This window comes from Streptomyces sp. NPDC032940, from assembly GCF_040636935.1.
GTDB lineage: Bacteria > Actinomycetota > Actinomycetes > Streptomycetales > Streptomycetaceae > Streptomyces.
On sequence record NZ_JBEZVJ010000003.1, the window covers coordinates 80,410 to 100,579 of the forward strand.

21 protein-coding genes are annotated in these 20,170 nt (G+C 72.0%); 9 read left to right on the plus strand and 12 right to left on the minus strand.

What is annotated here, in order from left to right; translation table 11 throughout:
• Nucleotides 1-2: 2 nt before the first annotated feature.
• Genes AB0E77_RS05300 through AB0E77_RS05315 form a run of 4 tightly spaced genes read right to left on the minus strand, consistent with a single transcriptional unit; the run spans nucleotide 3 to nucleotide 4,610 of the window.
• Nucleotides 3-1,373 (minus strand): hypothetical protein, encoded by a 1,371-nt coding sequence (locus AB0E77_RS05300; RefSeq protein ID WP_361565812.1) that lies wholly within the window; start codon nucleotides 1,371-1,373, stop codon nucleotides 3-5.
• Complete coding sequence (locus AB0E77_RS05305) at nucleotides 1,370-2,350, minus strand: ornithine cyclodeaminase family protein (protein WP_361565815.1); 981 nt, start codon at nucleotides 2,348-2,350, stop codon at nucleotides 1,370-1,372. Before AB0E77_RS05305 ends, AB0E77_RS05300 begins: the two co-directional genes overlap by 4 nt.
• Nucleotides 2,347-3,603, minus strand: coding sequence for an MFS transporter (locus tag AB0E77_RS05310; protein ID WP_361565818.1), 1,257 nt, complete (start codon nucleotides 3,601-3,603; stop codon nucleotides 2,347-2,349). Before AB0E77_RS05310 ends, AB0E77_RS05305 begins: the two co-directional genes overlap by 4 nt.
• Nucleotides 3,600-4,610, minus strand: coding sequence for an iron-containing redox enzyme family protein (locus AB0E77_RS05315; protein WP_361565821.1), 1,011 nt, complete (start codon nucleotides 4,608-4,610; stop codon nucleotides 3,600-3,602). The genes AB0E77_RS05310 and AB0E77_RS05315 overlap by 4 nt, the downstream gene beginning before the upstream one ends.
• 499 nt (nucleotides 4,611-5,109) lie before the next feature.
• Between AB0E77_RS05315 and AB0E77_RS05320 the strand changes: the two genes are divergently transcribed.
• From AB0E77_RS05320 to AB0E77_RS05330, 3 genes are all read left to right on the plus strand, one after another.
• Complete coding sequence (locus AB0E77_RS05320; RefSeq protein WP_361565824.1) at nucleotides 5,110-5,574, plus strand: helix-turn-helix transcriptional regulator; 465 nt, start codon at nucleotides 5,110-5,112, stop codon at nucleotides 5,572-5,574.
• 80 nt (nucleotides 5,575-5,654) lie between these two features.
• The gene (locus AB0E77_RS05325) at nucleotides 5,655-6,269 is read left to right on the plus strand and encodes a hypothetical protein (RefSeq protein WP_361565827.1); all 615 of its coding nucleotides are present in this window, start codon (nucleotides 5,655-5,657) and stop codon (nucleotides 6,267-6,269) included.
• 113 nt (nucleotides 6,270-6,382) lie between these two features.
• Nucleotides 6,383-6,718: a DUF2516 family protein gene (locus AB0E77_RS05330; RefSeq protein WP_361565830.1), complete on the plus strand. Its 336-nt coding sequence runs from the start codon at nucleotides 6,383-6,385 to the stop codon at nucleotides 6,716-6,718.
• A 33-nt stretch (nucleotides 6,719-6,751) separates the two neighbouring features.
• On the opposite strand, the gene AB0E77_RS05335 is transcribed toward AB0E77_RS05330, so the two are convergent.
• From AB0E77_RS05335 to AB0E77_RS05345, 3 genes are all read right to left on the minus strand, one after another.
• Nucleotides 6,752-8,143: a fused response regulator/phosphatase gene (locus AB0E77_RS05335; protein ID WP_361565832.1), complete on the minus strand. Its 1,392-nt coding sequence runs from the start codon at nucleotides 8,141-8,143 to the stop codon at nucleotides 6,752-6,754.
• A gap of 315 nt (nucleotides 8,144-8,458) precedes the next feature.
• Entirely contained in the window at nucleotides 8,459-9,562 is a 1,104-nt protein-coding gene (locus tag AB0E77_RS05340; protein WP_361565835.1) for an NlpC/P60 family protein, read from the minus strand.
• 322 nt (nucleotides 9,563-9,884) lie between these two features.
• Entirely contained in the window at nucleotides 9,885-10,670 is a 786-nt protein-coding gene (locus tag AB0E77_RS05345) for a class I SAM-dependent methyltransferase (RefSeq protein WP_361566662.1), read from the minus strand.
• Nucleotides 10,671-10,889: 219 nt separating this feature from the next.
• Here AB0E77_RS05345 and AB0E77_RS05350 point away from each other — a divergent pair, with 219 nt between their 5' ends.
• The 3 genes from AB0E77_RS05350 to AB0E77_RS05360 all read left to right on the plus strand — a co-directional run bounded on the left by AB0E77_RS05350 (nucleotide 10,890) and on the right by AB0E77_RS05360 (nucleotide 13,476).
• Complete coding sequence (locus AB0E77_RS05350; protein ID WP_361565837.1) at nucleotides 10,890-11,459, plus strand: TetR/AcrR family transcriptional regulator; 570 nt, start codon at nucleotides 10,890-10,892, stop codon at nucleotides 11,457-11,459.
• A 183-nt stretch (nucleotides 11,460-11,642) separates the two neighbouring features.
• Nucleotides 11,643-12,980, plus strand: coding sequence for a D-inositol-3-phosphate glycosyltransferase (gene mshA / locus AB0E77_RS05355; protein WP_361566665.1), 1,338 nt, complete (start codon nucleotides 11,643-11,645; stop codon nucleotides 12,978-12,980).
• Nucleotides 12,973-13,476, plus strand: a complete 504-nt coding sequence (locus tag AB0E77_RS05360) for a YbjN domain-containing protein (protein ID WP_361565840.1) — start codon at nucleotides 12,973-12,975, stop codon at nucleotides 13,474-13,476. The genes mshA and AB0E77_RS05360 overlap by 8 nt, the downstream gene beginning before the upstream one ends.
• Nucleotides 13,477-13,483: 7 nt before the next feature.
• Here the strand turns inward: AB0E77_RS05360 and AB0E77_RS05365 are convergent, their stop codons facing one another.
• Nucleotides 13,484-14,287: an AraC family transcriptional regulator gene (locus AB0E77_RS05365; RefSeq protein ID WP_361565842.1), complete on the minus strand. Its 804-nt coding sequence runs from the start codon at nucleotides 14,285-14,287 to the stop codon at nucleotides 13,484-13,486.
• A gap of 49 nt (nucleotides 14,288-14,336) precedes the next feature.
• Between AB0E77_RS05365 and AB0E77_RS05370 the strand changes: the two genes are divergently transcribed.
• The gene (locus tag AB0E77_RS05370) at nucleotides 14,337-14,774 is read left to right on the plus strand and encodes a DUF2000 domain-containing protein (RefSeq protein WP_361565845.1); all 438 of its coding nucleotides are present in this window, start codon (nucleotides 14,337-14,339) and stop codon (nucleotides 14,772-14,774) included.
• Between the two features lie 9 nt (nucleotides 14,775-14,783).
• Here the strand turns inward: AB0E77_RS05370 and AB0E77_RS05375 are convergent, their stop codons facing one another.
• Nucleotides 14,784-16,061, minus strand: a complete 1,278-nt coding sequence (locus AB0E77_RS05375; RefSeq protein WP_361565848.1) for an MFS transporter — start codon at nucleotides 16,059-16,061, stop codon at nucleotides 14,784-14,786.
• Nucleotides 16,062-16,217: 156 nt separating this feature from the next.
• Between AB0E77_RS05375 and AB0E77_RS05380 the strand changes: the two genes are divergently transcribed.
• A complete protein-coding gene (locus AB0E77_RS05380; protein ID WP_361565850.1) occupies nucleotides 16,218-16,979 on the plus strand; it encodes a phosphoglyceromutase in 762 nt (253 codons plus the stop codon).
• Between the two features lie 104 nt (nucleotides 16,980-17,083).
• On the opposite strand, the gene AB0E77_RS05385 is transcribed toward AB0E77_RS05380, so the two are convergent.
• The 3 genes from AB0E77_RS05385 to AB0E77_RS05395 all read right to left on the minus strand — a co-directional run bounded on the left by AB0E77_RS05385 (nucleotide 17,084) and on the right by AB0E77_RS05395 (nucleotide 19,822).
• Complete coding sequence (locus AB0E77_RS05385) at nucleotides 17,084-17,695, minus strand: dihydrofolate reductase family protein (protein WP_361565853.1); 612 nt, start codon at nucleotides 17,693-17,695, stop codon at nucleotides 17,084-17,086.
• Between the two features lie 787 nt (nucleotides 17,696-18,482).
• Nucleotides 18,483-18,878 carry a signal peptidase I gene (locus AB0E77_RS05390; RefSeq protein ID WP_361565855.1) on the minus strand — a complete coding sequence of 132 codons (396 nt, stop codon included), beginning with the start codon at nucleotides 18,876-18,878 and terminating at the stop codon, nucleotides 18,483-18,485.
• A gap of 74 nt (nucleotides 18,879-18,952) precedes the next feature.
• Nucleotides 18,953-19,822 carry an AraC family transcriptional regulator gene (locus AB0E77_RS05395; RefSeq protein ID WP_361565858.1) on the minus strand — a complete coding sequence of 290 codons (870 nt, stop codon included), beginning with the start codon at nucleotides 19,820-19,822 and terminating at the stop codon, nucleotides 18,953-18,955.
• 169 nt (nucleotides 19,823-19,991) lie between these two features.
• On the opposite strand from AB0E77_RS05395, the gene AB0E77_RS05400 reads away from it, so the two are divergent.
• A complete protein-coding gene (locus tag AB0E77_RS05400) occupies nucleotides 19,992-20,159 on the plus strand; it encodes a hypothetical protein (protein WP_361565861.1) in 168 nt (55 codons plus the stop codon).
• Nucleotides 20,160-20,170 lie beyond the last annotated feature (11 nt).

Genomic DNA, 20,170 nt, shown 5'->3' on the forward strand with positions numbered 1-20,170 from the left:
GGCTACGCGTTGCGCCCGGCCCGGGCAGCGGTGGGGCGGTACGCGGTGTACGAGCGCGGACCGAGCCGTTCCAGCCACGCGTCCCCGGCCACGGCGTAGGCGAGTACCGGATGGTGCCAGGTCCGGAAGTCCGCCAGCGTCTGGTGCAGGGCCCAGCGCGTCCACTGCCCGGCGGGGGACTGTCCGTCGCCGTCCTCGTCGGCTTCCTCGTGGCGCAGGAGCCCCGCGACGAGTTCACCGAGGGGCATGGTCTGCCGGCCGCCGACCAGTGGCCCAAAGAGCTCGTCCACCCGGACCTCCGTCCGGCACGAGGCCAGGGACTCCAGCCAGTTGGTCTCGAAGAACACCTGGCTGGAGCCGCTCTCGAGCCCACGGTAGGCGTGCTCGCGAGCCAGGATCGTGCTCCGGGCCGCCGTCGTCCGCGGCAGGGCCATGCCGGCGACCCCCTCCAGCGCGAGAATCTTCGGCGCGATGATCTGGTCCCGGGCCGGCTGTGCCGCGTGGTGCAGATCGGTGCGTACCCCGTCGGTCAGCCCCACGGTGTAGTAGGGGAGCGGATGGCCGGCGCCGACGGGCCGGCTGCCCTGGCGCGCCGCCGCCTCGTTGTAGACGTCGACGGCCCCGGGGTCGCCCTGCAGGAAGCGGGGCAGCAAGCGGCCGCCGTCGGGCGGGACCAGATCGCGCGCGGCGGACAGGACGGGGGCGTCGCTGCCCACGAGTTCCAGGCCGCGCCGCAGGCAGCGCCGGAAGTAGTCCAGAAGGCTTCCCTCCCCCGTGGGTTCCGGCATGAGGTGCCGGAGCCTGCGCAGGGCCGGCTCGTGGTCCCGGGGCCGGGGCAAGGTGCGCAGTACGGCTTCCTCGTGCTTGGCGATGATGTCGCGCAGCCCCGTCGACGCCGTCGCCAGGGGGACGGCGGTGATCGCCCGGTCGGGGCCGGCCAGACTCCACATGCCGTGCCGGCGGGACGTGTCGCGGACCAGCCGCTCGACGGTCGTGGAGCGCTGCCGGGCCAGGACGGCGAGCGGCACCCGGCGGTCCAGCGCCGCGTAGTCCGCGCGGGAGAGATTCGCGAAGAGCAGCCCGTCGGGGCAGAACGCGGCGAGCGGCCGGCAGTTGGTCCAGCCCTTCTTGCTCAGGACCTCCTTGCGGAGGGCGTGGAAGTCCTGCCGCGCCGCCTTCCCGCGGGCGACTCCCGCGTTGTCGATGTCGTCGATGACGTAGGTCCCGGCGCCGCGGAACGCGAAGGCGATCGCCAACGAGATCGTCCACGGGCTCTGGTACAGGGCGAGCGGAGGAATCTCCGAGGGCGCCACATCGGCCAGTTCCAGGCCGTTGAGCGGATCCGCCTGGTCGGCAGGGGTCGTCGAGCTCATGCGTGGTCCACTTCCTGCGGTCGCGAGTGGAACGGGAACTCGACGCCCGCCCCGTCCTGCCGCGCTGACCGGTAGGCGGCCCAGGAGAGCGCGAGGTCCTGCCAGGGCAGGCCGACCGGGGAGTACACGGTCACCTCCTCGGCGTCGGTCCTCGCCGGTACGGTCCCGTCGATGATCTGGCCCAGGACGCCCGCGGCATCCCCGCGCTCCAGTTCCGCGCTGCCCAGCGCGCCCGACTCCATGGCCAGGTCGAGGTCGTCCACGATGAGCCGCGCCTGCCGCAGCACCTGGCGATCGAGTTCCTGCTTGCCCGGCTCGTCCGCTCCCAGCGACGTGAGGTGACAACCGGGCCGGAGGTCGCCGAGGTGCAGCAGCGGGCGGCGGGACCAGGTCGCGGTGACGATGCTGTCGCACGCGCGGGCGACCGCTCGCGCGCTGTCGACGACCCGGCACTCGAGTCCGGCCCGCTGCCAGACCTCGGCCATCCGGTGCGCACGTGAGCTGTCGGCGTCGTGAAGGACGACTCGCTCCAACGGGCGCAGCCGGCTCAGCCCGTGCAGGGTCATGGCAGCCTGGGCTCCGGCGCCGACGATCCCCACGGTGCGGGTCTCTGCCGGGCTGAGCAGGTCGGTGGCCAGAGCAGCCGACAGCCCCGTCCGCCACGCGGTCACGAAGGCGGAGTCGAGCAGCGCGAGCAGCTTCCCCGTCCTCAGGTCGTGGAGACAGACGACGCCGGAGATCGCCGGGTCTGCGTCGGGGAACTTCGCGTTCACCTTGACCGTGTAGGCGGGGACGCCCGGCAGCAGTCCCGGCAGCAGTACGGCGATGCTGCCGGGCGACGACGGCAGGGCCTGGCGGACGCGCTGCGGTGACGCCTGGGGGGCGAGCGCTGCGACGAAGCCCTCGCGCAGCGCCTGGACTGCGGCCTGCGGCGTGAGCAGCCGCTCCAGTTCGCCGGCACCGAGCAGAAGAGTCATCGGGCACCCTTTCCGGAGACCGAACCCGACCATACGCAGCCCGCGACCGCGACGCCCAGGGCCGTGGAGACGAGGCCGGCGATCAGCAGCGCCGTGTCGACACCGAGGAACCTGTTGAGCACCACGGCCGAGACGGCGCTGCCGAGGAACGCGCCGGCGTAGGCGATGGACCTGCACGTCCCGGCGACGCGCCCGAGCAGTTCTCCGGGCACGAGGGTCTGGCGGAGGGCACGCCAGTAGACGGTGTACAGGACGGTGCCGGTGGCGAACGCGACCTGTGCGGCCACGACGGCCGCCAGAGAGGTGAGGACTCCCGTACCGGCCACTGCCAGGCCCTGCAGAGCGACGGACATCCCCATGACCGCGAGGTAACCGCGGGACGGGGCCTTCCAGGAGAGCAGGAGCGCGACGGCGACGGACACCACCCCGGACACCGCGAACACGAGCCCCACCGTGCCGGCTCCGAGGCCGAGACCGTTCCGCATGCGGTAGACCACCATGGGTTCGTACGCGCCGAAGACGAAGTTGACCACCGTGCTCGTGAGAACGCCGGCCCGCACCGCGGTGTTGCCGGAGACGAGGTACCGCAGTCCCGTGGTGAGATCCCGCCACTGGCCCGCGAGGCCCGCGACGGCGGGCGCCGCGGAGCGCGCCGGAGAGGTGATGCGGTGGAGCAGCAGACAGGCCACGGCGAAGGAGAGGCTGTTGAACAGAACGGTCTGTTCGGGGGCCAGGTGACTGACGGCGAACCCCGCGACCGCGGGGCCCAGCACCACACAGGCCGTTCGCGAGGCCTCGGTGGCGGCGTTCGCGCGCGCCAGCGCGTCGGGCGGGACGAAGTGGGGCAGAGAGCTGTCGAAACTCGCCGCGGCCACCGGGGCCATGACGCCCAGCAGCACGGCGGTCGTGGCCAGGCCCACGACGCTGACACCTGTGGCGGAGAACACCGCGTAGGCCAGCAGCAGTGTCAGGGCCGAGCACAGGTAACACAGGCGGAGCAGCCTGACCCGGTCCTGACGGTCCGCCAGCACGCCGCCCCAGACGCCCATGAAGACCTGCGGAAGCAGCGCGCAGGCGTAGACGAGGCTCATCGCCGCGGCCGTCCCACCCACCTGGTAGACGATCAGAGGCACGGCCAGGGTGTAGAACTCGTCCCCGGCGACATTGACCGTGTACGCGGCCCAGAGTCGGGCGAAGCGGCCCGTCGGAGCGCTCGCCGGCGGGTGGGACTTCGGAATCGGCTGTGTCGTCACAGGCTGAAGTAGTCGACCTTCAGACGAGGGATGTAGTTGGACACGTCCGAGTAGTACAGGATGATCCCGTCGTTGTACTGGTCGAACGAGTGCTTCAGGTCGTGCAGGTTGTTGACCGCGCGGTGCGCCTGCTCGGCGGGAATGTGCTTGCGTCCCTCCAGAGCCTCCTCGAGCAGGCCGGTGTGGTTCGCCTCGACGTCCGTCCTGACGTGGGAGACCAGCGGTTCGAGGCAGTCCTTCGGGTATCCGTAGGCCTCGGCCAGCCGTTGCAGGGTCTCGGCGCCTTCGATCGTCTCCGTGCCGCGGGCCTCGAAGAGCTTCGTGCACGCCAGGTACCCGAGCGTGTCCTCGCGCGCGATCTCGCAGAGGTTGTTGGTCCACGACCAGGTGCCGATGATGGGGTGAGCGTTCTCGACCTCTTCCTTGGACAGACCCATGCGGATCAGGCTGTCCCGGGCCATCCAGGCGTGGTCGTACTCCTCGGCGAGGTACTCCGAGAGCAGCCTCTTCCACTGCGGGTCCGAGCAGTGGGCAATGGCCGTGGAGATGTGACGACTCGCCGAATTGATGTAGTGGTACGTTTCCATGATGAGTCCCAGGAGCACCTCTTTGCGGTATTCCTGGTTCTCCAGGCCGGACCACAACCGGTGGTAGCCGATCTGTTCGGTCCACATGGCCGTTGATTTGTCGATCTGCTTGAGGAACACATCGACGGGGATATTCTCGAGGCCGGGGTTCTCCTCGCGCAGCAGGCCCTGCTCCGCGAATGCGTTGACTATCCCGAGCACGTCTTCCGGCGTGACGTTCGTGATCTCCGAGATCTGCTGGACCGTGTGCCGTCCGTCCAGGTAGCGCTTGAGGTTCAGGAAGTCCTTGAGCTGCGCACCGTGCTGCTCCAGCTGGAAGTGCTGGTCGCCGACGATCATCAGCACGTCGTCTCCGCTGCTGGGCACGAAGAAGGTGCAGTGCCTGAGGCGCGGTCGGAATTCGAGGTCACGCTTGAGCATGCAGCAGTCCTTTCGTCGCGAAATGGAGGGGAGGCCCGTGAGGCGCCTCCCCTCCATTACTGATGAGCGTCAGCCACAGAGAACGGCGCCGGCGACCTTGCTCATGGCGGGCTTCTCGACGGGCTTGATGGTGATGGACATAAGGACCACCTCGATCTCTCTGCGAGAAAAAGGGCCGGGGTTCCGGCCCGCGAAAAAATTACCCACGGCCGTATGTTGAATCAATACCAACAAACGGAATAGGGGGTTCTGTTGGCTCGATCGCCTCACTGCGAACACCTGTGTGCCGCTCTTTGCGCCGGTTTGGCCGGGCCGGGGCGAAGGCGGACGCCCGGGGGCTTGGCGTGAAAACGGCGGCAACGGCGCCCGCCCCACCGGCCGCCGACCCGTCCTGGGGGCCGGTTGGGCCCGGGCGCGCGTTCGGGTGACCACGGTGGGCTTAGCGCACTGTTGCAAGCGGCTGCTTGCAATAGTTAGCACGCTGGTGCATGGTGGAGGCATGGCTTCGCTCAACGTCGGCAGTCTCGGTGAGTACCTGCGCGAGCAGCGGCGCAACGCGCAGCTGTCGTTGCGGCAGCTCGCCGATGCCGCGGGGGTGTCGAATCCGTACCTGAGCCAGATCGAGCGCGGGCTGCGCAAGCCGAGTGCGGAGGTGCTCCAGCAGGTCGCCAAGGCCCTGCGGATCTCCGCCGAGACGCTGTACGTGCGCGCCGGGATCCTCGACGCGGAACGGGACCGGGAAGAGGTGGAGACGCGTGCGGTCGTCCTCGCCGATCCCACGCTGAACGAGCGGCAGAAGCAGGTGCTGCTCCAGATCTACGACTCCTTCCGCAAGGAGAACGGGTTCGGGACCGACGACGCCCCCGCCGGCGGCACCGAGAGCGGCCCCGGCGGCTCCATACCCGGCAGCCGCCCCCGTACGAGCGGCGGCAGCGACGCCGACCCGCGGCGGACGGCCGGATGAGCCGGAGCGAGCGGCCGACCGGCCGGAAGCGGGACCACCGAACGACCCTCAGCCGACAGCATTCCGGGAGGACCAGCACCATGGCCATCACCGACGACCTGCGCAAGACCTTCAGCGACCCCACCCCGCTCTACTTCGCCGCCGGCACCGCCGACCTCGCCTTCCAGCAGGCCAAGAAGGTGCCGGTACTGGTGGAGCAGCTGCGCACCGAGGCCCCGGCGCGCATCGAGGCCGTGCGCAACACCGACCCGAAGGCCGTCCAGGAGAAGGCGACGGCCCGCGTCAAGGAGACGCAGGGCACCCTGCAGACCAAGGTCAACGAGCTCCTCGGCTCCCTCGACGCCGACTTCAAGAAGCTCGGCGAGACCGCCCAGGACCTCGCGCTGCGCGGTGTCGGCGTCGCGGCCGAGTACGCCGTCAAGGCCCGCGAGACCTACGAGAAGGTCGCCGAGCACGGCGAGCAGGCCGTGCGCACCTGGCGCGGCCAGGCCGCCGACGGCATCGAGGACCTCGCCGAGGGCGTGGAGGAGGTGGCCGTGGCCGTCGAGCCGAAGCCCGAGGCCGTCACGGTCACGGAGGAGAAGCCGGCCGCGCCGAAGAAGACGCCGGCCGCCCGCAAGGCTCCGGCGGCGAAGAAGACTCCGAACGGCACCACCGCGCCCGCCGCCAAGAAGACGACGCCGCCCGCCAAGTAGGAGAGAAGCGCACAAGGAGATACCGGGCCGGGCACCCTTGGGGTGTCCGGCCCGTTCTCCGGGTACGGTGACCGCGTAAGGACGACCCGAGTCTGGTGGTGGACGTTGTGCTGATGCAGGGGTTCGCAGGCTTCATGTGGCTGCTGAGCACCGCCCTGATCGTTTTCAGCGGCTTCGCGTTGATCGACGCCGCCACGCGCCGGGAGGACGCCTACCGAGCGGCCGACAAGAAGACCAAGCCGTTCTGGCTGATCGTCCTCGGCCTCGCGTTCGTGGTGAACCTGCTGTTCCCGATCCTGTCGTTCCTGCCGATCATCGGTCTCGTCGCGACGATCGTGTACATGGTCGACGTGCGGCCCGTGCTGCGCGGCCTGCCCGGCGGCGGCCGCAACAGCCGCCGCGGCTCCAGCAGCGACGGCCCGTACGGCCCGTACAACGGCGGGCGCTGACCCCCGCGCCGCCCTCCGGGGCGGCCACGGCGGTCAGGGGACGCGGTCCAGCAGCAGGACGGCCACGTCGTCCGTCAGCTCACCGCCGTTGAGGTCGCGGACCTCGTTCACCGCGGTCTGGATGAGTTCCTCGCCGCGCAGCCCGTCGGCGAAGCGGCGGCGGACCATCTCCACCATGCCGTCCTGGCCGAGCCGCTCGCGGCCCTCGCCGATGTGGCCCTCGATCAGGCCGTCGGTGTAGAGCATCAGGCTCCACTCGGCGCCCAGCTCCACCTGCATGCGCGGCCAGCGCGCGCCCGGCAGCAGCCCGAGCGCCGGGCCGTTGTTGTCGTACGGCAGCAGCCGGGCGGGCATGCCGGGGCCGGCGATCAGCGGTGCCGGGTGACCCGCCAGGCACAGGCCGGCGCGGCGCCCGTCCGGCGCGATGTCCACGGTGCACAGCGTCGCGAAGATCTCGTCGTCCGAGCGCTCGTGCTCCAGCACCTGCTGGAGCGTGCCGAGCAGCTCGTCCCCGCACAGCCCCGCCAGGGTCAGCGCACGCCAGGCGATCCGCAGCTCCACGCCGAGCGCCGCCTCGTCCGGGCCGTGCCCGCAGACGTCGCCGATCATGGCGTGCACGGTGCCGTCCGGGGTGCGGACCACGTCGTAGAAGTCACCGCCGAGCAGGGCGCGGGAGCGGCCCGGCCGGTAGCGGGCGGCGAACCGCAGCGGCGAGCCGTCCAGCAGCGGCGTCGGCAGCAGGCCGCGTTCCAGGCGCGCGTTCTCCTGCGCGCGCAGCCGGCCCTCGGCCAGCCGCCGCTCCGCCGAGTCGGACCGCTTGCGCTCGACGGCGTAGCGGATGGCGCGGCTCAGCAGCCGGCCGTCCAGCTCGTCGCGGAACAGATAGTCCTGCGCGCCGACCGCCACCGCCTCCGCGCCGCGCTCGGCGTCGCTGGAGGAGGTGAGCGCGAGCACGGCGTGCCGGGGCGCCATCTCCAGTACGTGCTTGAGCACCGCCAGCTCGTCGTCGTCGCCCTCGCCGTCGCCCGAGCGCGCCGGGGCCGACAGGGCGAGGTCCAGCAGGATGCAGTGGACGTCGTCGGTCAGCAGCCGCTCGGCCTCGGTGAGGTTGCGGGCCGTGCGGACCCGGATCGGCTTCCCGGCCTGGTCGAGCAGGTCCGGCACGATCGGCGAGCCGGCCGGGTCGTCCTCGATCAGCAGCAGCGTCAGGTTGGTGGGCGTGGTGCCGGGTGCGGTGCTCTCTCGCCGGTCCGTGGTCTTCTCGCGCTTCTCCGTCGGGTTCTCTCGCTCACGGGTGGGGTTCTCGGCCGGGTTCGTCCCGGGCGGGGCCTGTTCCGGGGAACGGCCGCTCCGCGGGGACGCGGCGGGCGCCTGACCACACTCCGCGGCCGGGATCGCCCTCTGCCGCGGTACGGGTACGGGCATCGTCTGGGTTCCTTCCCTCCCCCCGAGGGCATGGCGGGGCGAGGGACCTCGACCCACCGACGGGGACCATAGCGGGTGTCGGCGCCGCTGCGGAATGGTCCACAACACGTCGGACGGCCATCGGCCGCTGTCATATGCCGCGTTCCCTACCGCAGTTGGACACCTCGACCGACGTGCGGGGATGACGAACGTCACGCGGGCGGCGGGCCCGGCGTGCGCTGGGTCACGTGGGCGGCGTCACTACCGCGGGCACCCCCACGGCGCGGACCGCGTGGCCCGCGCCGCCCCGCGGGCCGTGTCGTCGAGCGGCCTGCGTCACCGCGCGGGCCCGGCCGCCGTGTCCGGCCGCACCACGCCGAGGATCGGCATCGTGCCCGCCCCCGCGATCGTCACCGTGCGCCCGGGACGCGGGGCGTGGACGACCTTGCCGTCGCCGACGTACATCCCGACGTGGCTGGCGTCTTCGAAGTAGATGATCAGATCGCCGGGGCGCATGTCCTTGATGTCGACGTGCCTCAGCTGCTGCCACTGCTGCTGCGAGGTGCGGGGGATCGCCCGTCCGGCCGCCACCCACGCCTGCGAGGTCAGACCGGAGCAGTCGTACGCCTTGGGGCCCTCGGCGCCCCACTGGTACGGCTTGCCGATCTGGGCGGTGGCGTACTCCACGGCCTTCCTGCCCTGCTCGGTCGCGTCGGCGTCGAGGTCCTCGATGACGCCGGAGCCGAGCCAGGCCGCCTGGGCCTTCTCCTGGGCCAGCTTCTCCAGCCGGGCGAGGCGCTCCTTCTCCTCCTGCTCCAGCTCGGACTCGAGCTTCTCGGCCGCCGCGATCTGCCCCTCGATCTTCTTCTGGGCCTTCGCCTTGGCCTTGCGGTTCGCCTCCAGCTTCTTCCACTGGGCGGAGGCGTCCGCCTGGTAGGTCCTCAGGTCCTCCTGGGTGCGGGTCATCTCGCCGATCAGGCCCTTGGTGGCGCGCTGGCCCTGCATCACCCGGCCGGTGTCGTCGAGGAACTCCTCGGGGTCCTCGCTCAGCATCAGCTTTGCCTCGTCGGACAGCCCGCCGGTGCGGTACTGGGCGCGTGCGGCGGCTCCCGCGCGGTCCTTGAGGCGGTCCAGCTTCTGCTGCCCCTCGACGATCTTCTTGGCCAGCGCGACGATCTCGGCGGACTGCTGCCGCGCCTTCTCCTCCGCGGCGTTGTACTCCTCCGTGGCCGAGGCCGCCGCGCGGTAGAGCTTGTCCAGCTTCTTGCGCACGGCCTCCAGGTCCTTGCCGGGGGCCGGGGCGGGCGACGGGGTCGCGGAGGCCGTCGGTGACGGAGTGGGGTCCGGGGCCGCGAACGCCGTGCCCGGGGCGGCCAGCACGGTGACCGCGCAGACCACGGTCACGGCGGCGGTCGTCAAGCCACGCTTCCCCGTACGCATACCTCGCCCCCAAAACTGATTAACCGTCAGTAACATCGGTCGCTCGAGGGATCGTGCCATGCCGGCGCGGAAAGCGACAGAGGGGCCACTTCCGGGGGTTGTGGAGGGCTTCCCCCCGCTTGCCCCGGCTTTGGCGTGGCTTCCGCCCGGTCCCCGCCTGCTTCCTCGGCTCTTCCTTCCCCTCCTCCGATGCCCCGGTGCGGCACTCCCTGCGCTGTGTGACGAACGCCGCACGGAGATCGTTCCCGCGACTCGCCGCACGCCGCACGCCGCACGCCGCTCGCCGCTCGCCGGTCGTCGCCGGCCGCTCGCGTTCCGCCGCTCAGCCGCGCGGGGCCAGCGCCTCCCAGCGCACCGTCACTTCGCCCTGCCGCCACCGCGCCGGACCGTCCGTCACCGGCCAGTCGGCGCGCAGGTCCCGTACCGCCCGCATCCAGCGCTGCCGGGCGCCGTAGGAGGCGTAGGGCGCCGCGGCGGCCCAGGCGTGGTCGAAGTCGCGCAGGAAGGCGTGCACCGGCTCACCGGGGACGTTGCGGTGGATGAGCGCCTTGGGGAGCCGTTCGGCCAGGTCGGAGGGGCGGTCGAGCGAGCCGAGCCGGGTCGCGAAGGTGACCGTGCGCGGCCCCTCGGGGCCGAGCGCGACCCACACGTGCCGCCGCCCGATCTCGTCGCAGGTGCCCTCGACCAGGAGCCCGCCCCGGGAGTGCGGTGACGCCGGCGCGAGCCGCGCGCACAGCCGCTCCCAGACGGCGGCGACCTCGTCCTCGTCGTACTGGCGCAGCACGTTCGCCGCGCGGATCAGCGACGGGGGCCGGGAGACCGGGACCTCGAAGCCGCCGTGCCGGAAGACGAGCCCCTCGCGCGCGTACGGCTCGGCCGCCGCCACCCGCGCCGGGTCGATCTCGACGCCCACCATGCGGGTGCGCGGCGCGACCGTGCGCAGCCGGTGCAGCAGCTCGACGGCGGTCCAGGGGGCGGCGCCGTAGCCGAGGTCGACGGCGACGGGGTCGGTGGCGCGGCGCAGGTCGGCGCCGTGCGTGGCCGCGATCCAGCGGTCCATGCGGCGCAGCCGGTTCGGGTTCGTCGTCCCACGCGTGACCGTCCCCACGACGGGGGCCCGCCCGCTCGGGCGACGCCGAGCGTGGGAGAGGGCGGTGGGGCGGGCTGTCATGTGTACGAGGGTATGCGGGGGCCGGGCGCCCCCTTCCCGGACTCGATGGGCTAACGATGTTAGCCTTAGGTGCGCGCCAATGACGTCAGCCAGTGCGGGAACCCCCCTCCGCCACTGCCGCCGCGCACCGTGACCGCGTACGAAGGAGGGCCCAGCGTGGCCGACCGTCTGTCCCCCCGGGCCCGTGAGATCGCCGCGGAGGCGCGCGTCCTCCTGGAGGAGTCCGGGCCCGCCGCGCTCACCCTGCGGGCGCTCGCCGAACGTCTCGGCATCAAGGCGCCCTCCCTCTACAAGCACTTCCCGGACAAGAAGGCCGTCGAGACCGAGCTGGTCGCCCAGTTCCTCGCCGAGGCCGCCGAGGCCATGGAGGCCGCCGAGGCGCGCGAGCCCGGCTCGCCGGTGGCGCTGGCGCGGGCGTACCGGACCTATGCGCTCGCCCATCCCCACCTGTACTGCCTGGCCAACGAGCGCCCCCTGCCGCGCGCCGCCCTCCCGGCCGGCCTGGAGGACCGGGCCGCCGCGCCGGTGCTGCGGGCCTGCGGGGGGGACGGGGACCTGGCGCGCTCGCTCTGGGCCTTCGCGCACGGGATGGTCGTCCTCGAGATCCACGGCCGGTTCCCGCCGGGCGCGGACCTGTCCGAGGCGTGGAGGAAAGGAGCGGAGGCCCTCGCGAAGGCAGGGGAGGCCCGCGTGAAAGGGGCGGACGGTGATGTGAAGGGGGCGTAGGGCGACGCAGAGGGGTCAGGGCTCCTCGCACGCGCCCGGCCCTCGAACGGTTGAGCGATATGCGGTAATGATTCGGTAAAGGGCGGGGAACCGGAAATGGAGCACCGTCGACCGGTGTTCCCACCCCTTGGAGGGCGGCGCGTGTCCTCCGACCGGCATGCCCGCAGCGAGGAGGAACGGCTCGTGAGCCAGTACGTCAGCAGGCTCGGGCGTCGCTCACCGGCGGCCGCCCCGCGGCTGCGGCTGCATCGCAGGCCCCGCCGCGTCGCCATGCTCTCCGTGCACACCTCACCGCTCCACCAGCCCGGCACCGGCGACGCCGGCGGCATGAACGTCTACATCGTGGAGCTCGCCCAGCGCCTCGCCGCGATCAACATCGAGGTCGAGATCTTCACGCGCGCGACGACCGCCGCCCTTCCGCCCGCCGTCGAACTGGCCCCCGGCGTCCTCGTCCGGCACGTCGACGCCGGACCCTACGAGGGTCTCGCCAAGGAGGAGCTCCCGGCCCAGCTGTGCGCCTTCACCCACGGCGTGATGCAGGCCTGGGCCGGCCACCGCCCCGGCTACTACGACCTCGTCCACTCCCACTACTGGCTCTCCGGCCACGTCGGCTGGCTCGCCGCCCAGCGCTGGGGCGCGCCCCTGGTGCACGCCATGCACACCATGGCCAAGGTCAAGAACGCCAACCTGGCCGACGGCGACACCCCGGAACCGGCCGCCCGCGTCATCGGCGAGACGCAGATCGTCGCCGCCTCCGACCGGCTGATCGCCAACACGGCCGAGGAGGCCGACGAACTCGTCCGGCACTACGCCGCCGACCGGGCCAAGGTCGCCGTCGTCCACCCCGGCGTCAACCTCGACCGGTTCCGCCCCGCCGACGGCCGCGCCGCCGCCCGCGCCCGCCTCGGCCTGCCGCAGGACGCCCTGATCCCGCTCTTCGCCGGCCGCATACAGCCCCTCAAGGCGCCCGACGTCCTGCTGCACGCCGTCGCCGTCCTCCTCGACGAACGCCCCGAGCTGCGCTCCCGCATCGTCGTCCCCGTCGTCGGCGGCCCCAGCGGCAGCGGCCTCGCCAAGCCCGAGGGCCTGCAGAAGCTCGCCGCGCGGCTCGGCATCGCCGACGTCGTGCGGTTCCGCCCGCCGGTCGGGCAGGAGCAGCTCGCCGACTGGTTCCGGGCCGCATCCGTGCTGGTCATGCCGTCCTACAGCGAGTCCTTCGGCCTGGTCGCCATCGAGGCGCAGGCCACCGGAACGCCCGTGCTCGCCGCCGCGGTCGGCGGGCTCCCGGTCGCCGTGCGCGACGGGCACACCGGCCGGCTCGTCCAGGGCCACGACCCCGCCGCCTACGCGCGCGTGCTGCGCGACTTCGCCGACCGGCCGGACCTCGTCACCCGCATGGGCGACGCCGCAGCCCGGCACGCCCAGTCCTTCGGCTGGGACAGCGCCGCCGCGGCGACGGCCGACGTCTACACGGCCGCGACCCAGTCCCACCGCCGTCGCGTACGCTCCCACCATGGCTGAGGCACAGAAGGCGGCGCAGACCCTCGAGGGCGCCCTGAAGGACGCCGAGCTGGAGTGGGAGAGCCCCGAGCCCGGCACGTACGTCGTGAAGCTCCCCGGCACCCGCAAACTGTCGACCACGGTCTCCTTCCTCCTCGGCCGGCACTCCCTCTCCCTCAACGCCTTCGTCATCCGCCACCCCGACGAGAACGAACCGGCCGTCCACCGCTGGCTGCTGGAGCGCAACCTCAAGCTGTACGGGGTGAGCTACGCCGTCGACCGGCTCGGCGACGTCTACGTCACCGCCAAGCTCCCGCTGGCAGCCGTCACCGCCGACGAGATCGACCGGATCCTCGGACAGGTCCTGGAGGCCGCCGACGGCGCCTTCAACACCCTGCTGGAGCTGGGGTTCGCCTCCGCCATCCGCAGGGAGTACGCGTGGCGCACCTCGCGCGGGGAGTCGACGCGGAACCTGGAGGCGTTCCAGCACCTGATCGAGCGCGGCTCCGACGACTGACGCGCGGTCAGTACTGCCGCGCGCCGGTGCGGTAGCGGCCGGGCGTCACACCCACCAGCCGCTTGAAGTGCCGGGTCAGATGGGCCTGGTCGTAGAACCCGGTCGCCCCCGCCACGTCGGCCGGCGTCCGCCCCGCGAGCAGCAGCCGCCGGGCCAGGTCCACCCGGCGTGACATCAGGTACTGGTGCGGGGCGATGCCGTAGGCCGTGCTGAACGCCCGCACCAGATGGGCCGGATGGGCTGACACCAGCCCGCCGGCCTCCTCCAGGCCGACGCCCTCGACGACCCGCTCGTCCAGCAACTCCCGCAGCCGGCGGGCGAGTACGGGGTCGGGGCGCCGCGGGCGGGCCGCGTCCCGGGGCCGCAGATGGGCGTGGAGGCGCTCCCCGACCAGCGTCAGCCGGCTCTCCGCCTCCAGTTCGTCCCCGGGCCGGGCCAGCGCGGCGTGCACCTGCCCGACCCGTCGCCGCAGCACCGGGTCCCGCAGGTCGGGGGCGTCGACCGCGCGCCCGATCAGCTCGTCGCCGAGCCGGGACGCGTCCAGGTAGAGGACGCGCTTGCGGAAGCCGTCCGGGGTGGCGGGGGAGCCGTTGTGCGGCACGTGCGGCGGCAGCAGCGACACCGTGTCGTGCGGCGTGCCGTGCTCGTGCCGGTCCAGGTCGTAGCGCACGGCACCGTCGTCCACGATGAGCAGCGTCCAGGCGTCGTGGACGTGCATCGGGTAGCTGTACTCGGTGTAGTGCGCGTGGAAGACCTCGACGACGCCCGGGACCCGGGGCCGCCAGGCGGCGACGTTCCGCTGGTCGGCCATGCAAAAAACGTACAAGACCGCGCCCCGCGCCGAGCGGCAGTCTCAGGGTATGAGCACGCACGACACCGAGAGCCCCGTCCGCTTCGACACCAAGATCGCCGTCCTGCTGCGCGAGGACCTGGAGACCTGGCAGCGCCTCAACGTCACCGCCTTCCTGGTGAGCGGCCTGGGCACACAGATCCCCGAGGTGATCGGCGAGCCCTACGAGGACGCCGACCGGACCGCCTACCTGCCGATGTTCCGGCAGCCGGTCCTGGTCTTCGAGGGCACGAAGGAGACGCTGACCACGGCCCACGCGCGCGTACTGTCCCGCGCCCTGCCGCGCGCGGTGTTCACCTCCGACCTCTTCACCACGGGCAACGACCGCGACAACCGGGCGGCGGTGCGGGCGGTGCCGGCCGCGGAACTGGACCTGGTGGGGCTGGCGGTGTACGGCCCGAGGAACGCGGTGGACAAGGTCCTGAAGGGGGCGCGGATGCACCCGTGACGGGCTGCGTCAGGCGGCGCTGACCTCGGGCTTCGCGGGCGCGGGCTGCGCGGACCCCCCGGCGCCGGTGACGGGCTCGTCGTCCGGCAGCCGTCGCATCAGCGCCCCGTACCCGACGGCGGCCACCGTGCCGACGACGGCGCACATGCCCCACAGCCACTCGGCGCCCCAGTGGTCGATGACGAAGCCGGACATCAGGGGCGCGACGAGCGAGGCGACGGCCCAGGACATGGTGTACATGCCCTGGTAGCGCCCGCGCCCGTGCACGGGGGAGAGGCGCACGACCAGCCCGGTCTGCGTCGGCGCGTTCACGATCTCGGCCAGCGTCCACACGCACACGGTGAGGGCGAACACCCCGACCGACCCGGCGAAGGCGGTGAGCCCGAAGCCGTACCCGGCGAGCAGCGAGGAGACGACGAGCAGCCGCCGGGGGTCGCGGTGCTCGATGAACCGGGTGACCGGAAGCTGCAGGACGACGATCAGCACGCCGTTGACGGCGATGGCCAGGCCGAAGTCCGCGGGCGTGAACCCGGCCTCGCCCATGGCGACCGGCAGGCCGAGATAGCCCTGCTGGAAGATGAGGGCGACGAGGAAGGACAGCCCGACCACGCCCATGTAGCGCCCGTCGCGCAGCACGGTCAGGAGGGAGACGGGGCGCTCGTCGGCCGGCGCGGCGCCCCGGCCGGTCCGCTCGGGCCGCGACTCGGGCAGCTTCACGAAGACGAGGACGGCGCAGACGAGCGTCATCCCGGCCTCGATCAGGAACCCGGCGAGATAGCTGACCTCGGCGATGAACCCGGCGCCCGCGGAGGAGACGGCGAAGCCGAGGTTGATCGCCCAGTAGTTCAGCGAGAAGGCCCGGACACGGTCCTCCGGCCGCACGATGTCCGCCATCATCGCCTGCACGGCCGGCCGGGAGGCGTTGCTCGCCATGCCGACCAGGAAGGCGACGGCCGCGATGGCGACCGGGTCCCGCATGAAGCCGAGCAGCGCGACGGACAGGGCGGTCGAGGTCTGCGCGACGAGCAGCGTGGGCCGCCGCCCCAGCCGGTCGGTCATCACCCCGGCGGCCAGCGAGGACACGACCCCGCCGAGCCCGTGCAGGGCGGCGACCAGACCGGCGTACGAGGCGGAGTAGCCGCGGTCGATGGTCAGGTACAGCGCCATGAAGGTGGCGACGAACGCGCCGAGCCGGTTGACCAGGGTGCTGGTCCACAGCCACCAGAACTCGCGCGGAAGCCCGGAGACGGACTGGCGCAGGGCACGTCTGACCCCGGACACGGACATGGGACCCCCGATGACGGCTATGTAAGCGGCTCAACTGGCGAGCACAACTTACGGCTGCTCGATCGCCGCAGGCCAGTCGATTAACACTTCCCGTCAACCGTCCGCCCAGCGGGCGCGGCGCGCGGTCGCCCGGGAGGGTCGATTACGCTCGGAGCCATGGCCGACGCACCGTACAAGCTGATCCTCCTCCGCCACGGCGAGAGCGAGTGGAACGAGAAGAACCTGTTCACCGGCTGGGTGGACGTCAACCTCACCCCGAAGGGCGAGAAGGAGGCGACGCGCGGCGGCGAGCTGCTCAAGGACGCCGGCCTGCTGCCCGACGTGGTCCACACGTCCGTCCAGAAGCGCGCGATCCGCACGGCCCAGCTCGCGCTGGAGGCCGCGGACCGCCACTGGATCCCCGTCCACCGCCACTGGCGCCTGAACGAGCGCCACTACGGCGCCCTCCAGGGCAAGGACAAGGCCCAGACCCTCGCGGAGTTCGGCGAGGAGCAGTTCATGCTGTGGCGCCGCTCCTACGACACCCCGCCGCCGCCGCTGGCCCGCGACGCCGAGTACTCCCAGTTCTCCGACGCGCGCTACGCGATGCTCCCGCCGGAGCTGCGCCCGCAGACGGAGTGCCTGAAGGACGTCGTCGTCCGCATGCTGCCGTACTGGTTCGACAACATCGTCCCCGACCTCCTCACGGGCCGCACGGTCCTGGTCGCGGCCCACGGCAACTCGCTCCGCGCCCTGGTCAAGCACCTCGACGGCATCTCCGACGCCGACATCGCGGGCCTGAACATCCCCACGGGCATCCCGCTCTCCTACGAACTGGACGCCGACTTCAAGCCCCTCAACCCCGGCGGCACGTACCTCGACCCGGACGCGGCCGCGGCGGCGATCGAGGCCGTGAAGAACCAGGGCAAGAAGAAGTAAGCCCTCGCCATCGAGTCCCCGCCCCTGCGCTTTCTCCGCAGGGGCTGGGCTCTTCGGTGGGCCTGGGCGTCGACGTCGTTGGCGCCGCAAGCCCCGGTCGCTGCTCAGCCGGCGTCGCGTTTGCGGTAGCGGATGTGCGTGGTCAGCGGTGAGTGGAGCACCTCGACGGGCTCGAAGTCGAAGGTCTCGAGGCCGTCGAACAGGCGCTCGCCGCTGCCGAGCAGGACGGGTGTGATGTCGAGGGTGAGTTCGTCGATCACGCCGGCGGCGAGTGCCTGCCGGACCGTCGAAGCGCCACCGGCGATGTCCACGCCCTTGCCGTCCGCGGCTTCGAGCGCCTGCGCGTAGGCGGCGTCGAAGCCGTCGGTGACGAAGTGGAAGGTCGTCCCTCCCTCCATCTTGATCGGTTCGTGGGCGTAGTGCGTGAGCACGAAGACCGGGGCGTGGTACGGCGGCTCGGGGCCCCACCATCCGTCCCACGTCTCGGTCCACTCGCCTCGGATCGGCCCGAACATGTTCCGGCCCATGACGTAGGCGCCACGCGGACGCATCAGCCAGCCGTCGGCCGTCCTGTCCGCCTCGGTCGCGCGCGGGTCGCCGATATGCCAGCCGTGCAGCTCCAGGCCGCGCTTGCCCAGCGGGGTGTCCCGGCTCTGCTCGGGCCCGGCCGCGAAGCCGTCGAGGGAGATCGACATGTGGCAGGTGGTGTCGGACATCAGCTTCTCTCCGGCAGCAGGAGTTGCGGATCGTCGTGAGGCCGTCGGACCGCGCGACACACGTACAGACTGGCAGAGGCGACCGAACTCATCGCGGCAACGCGAAGCGGTCGAAGCCGCGGCCCGCACAGAGGTACGGGGCAGCTTTCGACGCCGTCGAGATCACTTTTGAAGGCGGCCCTGCCGTCGCACCGTCCGGCTCACCCGCGCCGATCGGGGGCCTGCCGTGCACCACGGGGCAGGCGGCTTAGCCTGCTTGCCCTGGGCCACGGCCACCGAGACGTGGTTGTTGCCAGGGCCCGGGATCGCGGACACGCCCTCCGTTCACCGGTCTGAGTCCCTCCACGTCTCCGGCCCGATGTGCTCCCGCCGCGATCAGGCGGGCCACGCGCAGGGGCGCGCAGAACGCGGCGGCCGAGGGCATCGGGACCGCCCAGTAGGACCGGGCCTCGGTCGTCCGGCGGTCGACGATGTCAGGGCGGGGCACTCCCAGGTAGGTGCCGTGCCCCAGACAGTCCACATCCTGTGTACGCCAGTCGTCCGCTGCCGCACGCCAGGTCGGCGGCACCCTGGCGGGTGCGAGGGCCTAGTACCTGAGTCCGTACGCGTCGCAGATCACCGGACCACCGTCGAGAACCTCGTCGAGGAAGCCGTCGATCTCCTGTGGGTCGGTGGTCGCCGCCGCTGCGGAGATGACGTCCCGACCTCGTCCTCACCTCCGACCGCGACGACTGGGCCAGGCTCTGCGGGGACCGCGTCATCATCCGGGACGTCTGACACCGTCAGGTCAAGACCGGTCCCCCGTACCGGAATCGGCCGCCCGGTCGACCGCGTACCCCGGCACCGACGGCCACCGCACCGTCAGGACCACGGAGTCCTCCTCCGCGTACCACGAGTGGTCGACGCCCTTGCCCCACACGACGTAGTCGCCCTGCTCGGCCAGGACGACGCTGCGGCCGGGCAGTTCGACCCGGAAGCGTCCGCCGATGAGGACCTGCAGGGCGGTGCGCTCCTCGCCGGTGACCCAGTGCGCGCGTTCGTCGCCCTGCGGGTGGACGCCCCACTTGATCTCCACGTCCTCGCTGTGCCGAGGGTCGGAGACGTCCTTGAAGTGCCCCAGCAGCCACCCCCGGTCCAGCGGCGCGTCCTTGCCCGCGTTGCCCACGTACACGTTGTCCGTCATGGCTCCGGAAGGTAGCAGCGTGCCCCTTCGTACCCTCACGGACGGTCGGGTGCGATCGCCGGCGCGCTCGTACGTCAGGCCGGTTCCACCGGCAGCCACAGTTCCGTCGTCGCCGTCGTGAAGTCGTCGGCGCGGTCCAGGACGGCGACGATCGACGGGCCGGGGCGCAGGCGCCACGGGTTGGAGGGGAACCACTCGGCCGCGGTGGCAGCCCAGGTCGTCTGGAGGGCGTCCGGGTAGGGGCCCGAGCTGCGGAAGACCGCCCACGTGCCGGCCGGTACCTCGATGGCGTCGAGGTCGTCGGGGGCCGGGGCGGCGGCGGAGACCGCGACACCGTGCAGGTAGGTCAGCTCAGTGCCCTCCGCGCTGTCCTGGGCCACGTCGTCGCAGACCTGGAGCAGGCCCGCCGGGTCTGTGTCGCCCAGGGACTTCAGACGGACGTGGGCCTCCGGGGGGAGTGCGGCGATGTGCTGCTGGATGTGCGGGTTGACGCCCTCGTGGATGAGCGGGACGCGGGTCGCGTGGCCGATCAGGCGGAAGGCGGGGCGGTCGGCGAAACGGGTGTCCATGGGGGTGCTCCCTTCGACGGTCAGGCGGAACCTGAGCTGCGGCTGAGTCCGAAGGGGGCCTCCCTCGCGGCGCACGTCGCGCGGGGCGGCGCCGTGGACCGAGCGGAACGCCCGTCCGAACGCCTCCGTGGAGCCGTATCCGTACCGGACGGCGATGCCCAGCAGGTCGTCCTCGCCCCGTACGACGTCGGCGGCGGCCACGGTCATGCGGCGCCGGCGCACGTACTCCGACAGCGGCATGCCCGCCAGCGACGAGAACATCCGGCGCAGGTGGTACTCGGTCGTGCCGAGCCTCGCGGCCAGCGCGGGGACGTCCGGTTCCTCGCCGAGGTGCTCCTCGACCAGGTCGACGAGCCGGTTCAGGGCCGAGATCATGAGGCCTCCCTTCGGTATTCACCCTGGCAGGGGGGCCGGCTACGGCGCCCGACCGTCGCGGTCCGGTCCGGTCGGGTCCGTGACCTGTACGCGGCGATCTTCACCTGCGATCATGCTCGCCAGGGCGCGAGCCCACGATTGCGGGGGTAGGACATTGCGTAACCTGATCGTGAACCTTCTGCTGGTCATCGGCGTCTTCGCCCTCCTGCTCGTGGCGTTCGGCGGCGGCATGGGAGGGGTGGAGGTCGGCATCTGGGCCGTCGCGCAGCTCGCCGCGATCATCTCCGTGATCCTCCGGTACATGCGGCAGCGGCGCCTCGGTCAGACGCCGTCCTAGCCGAAGGGCGG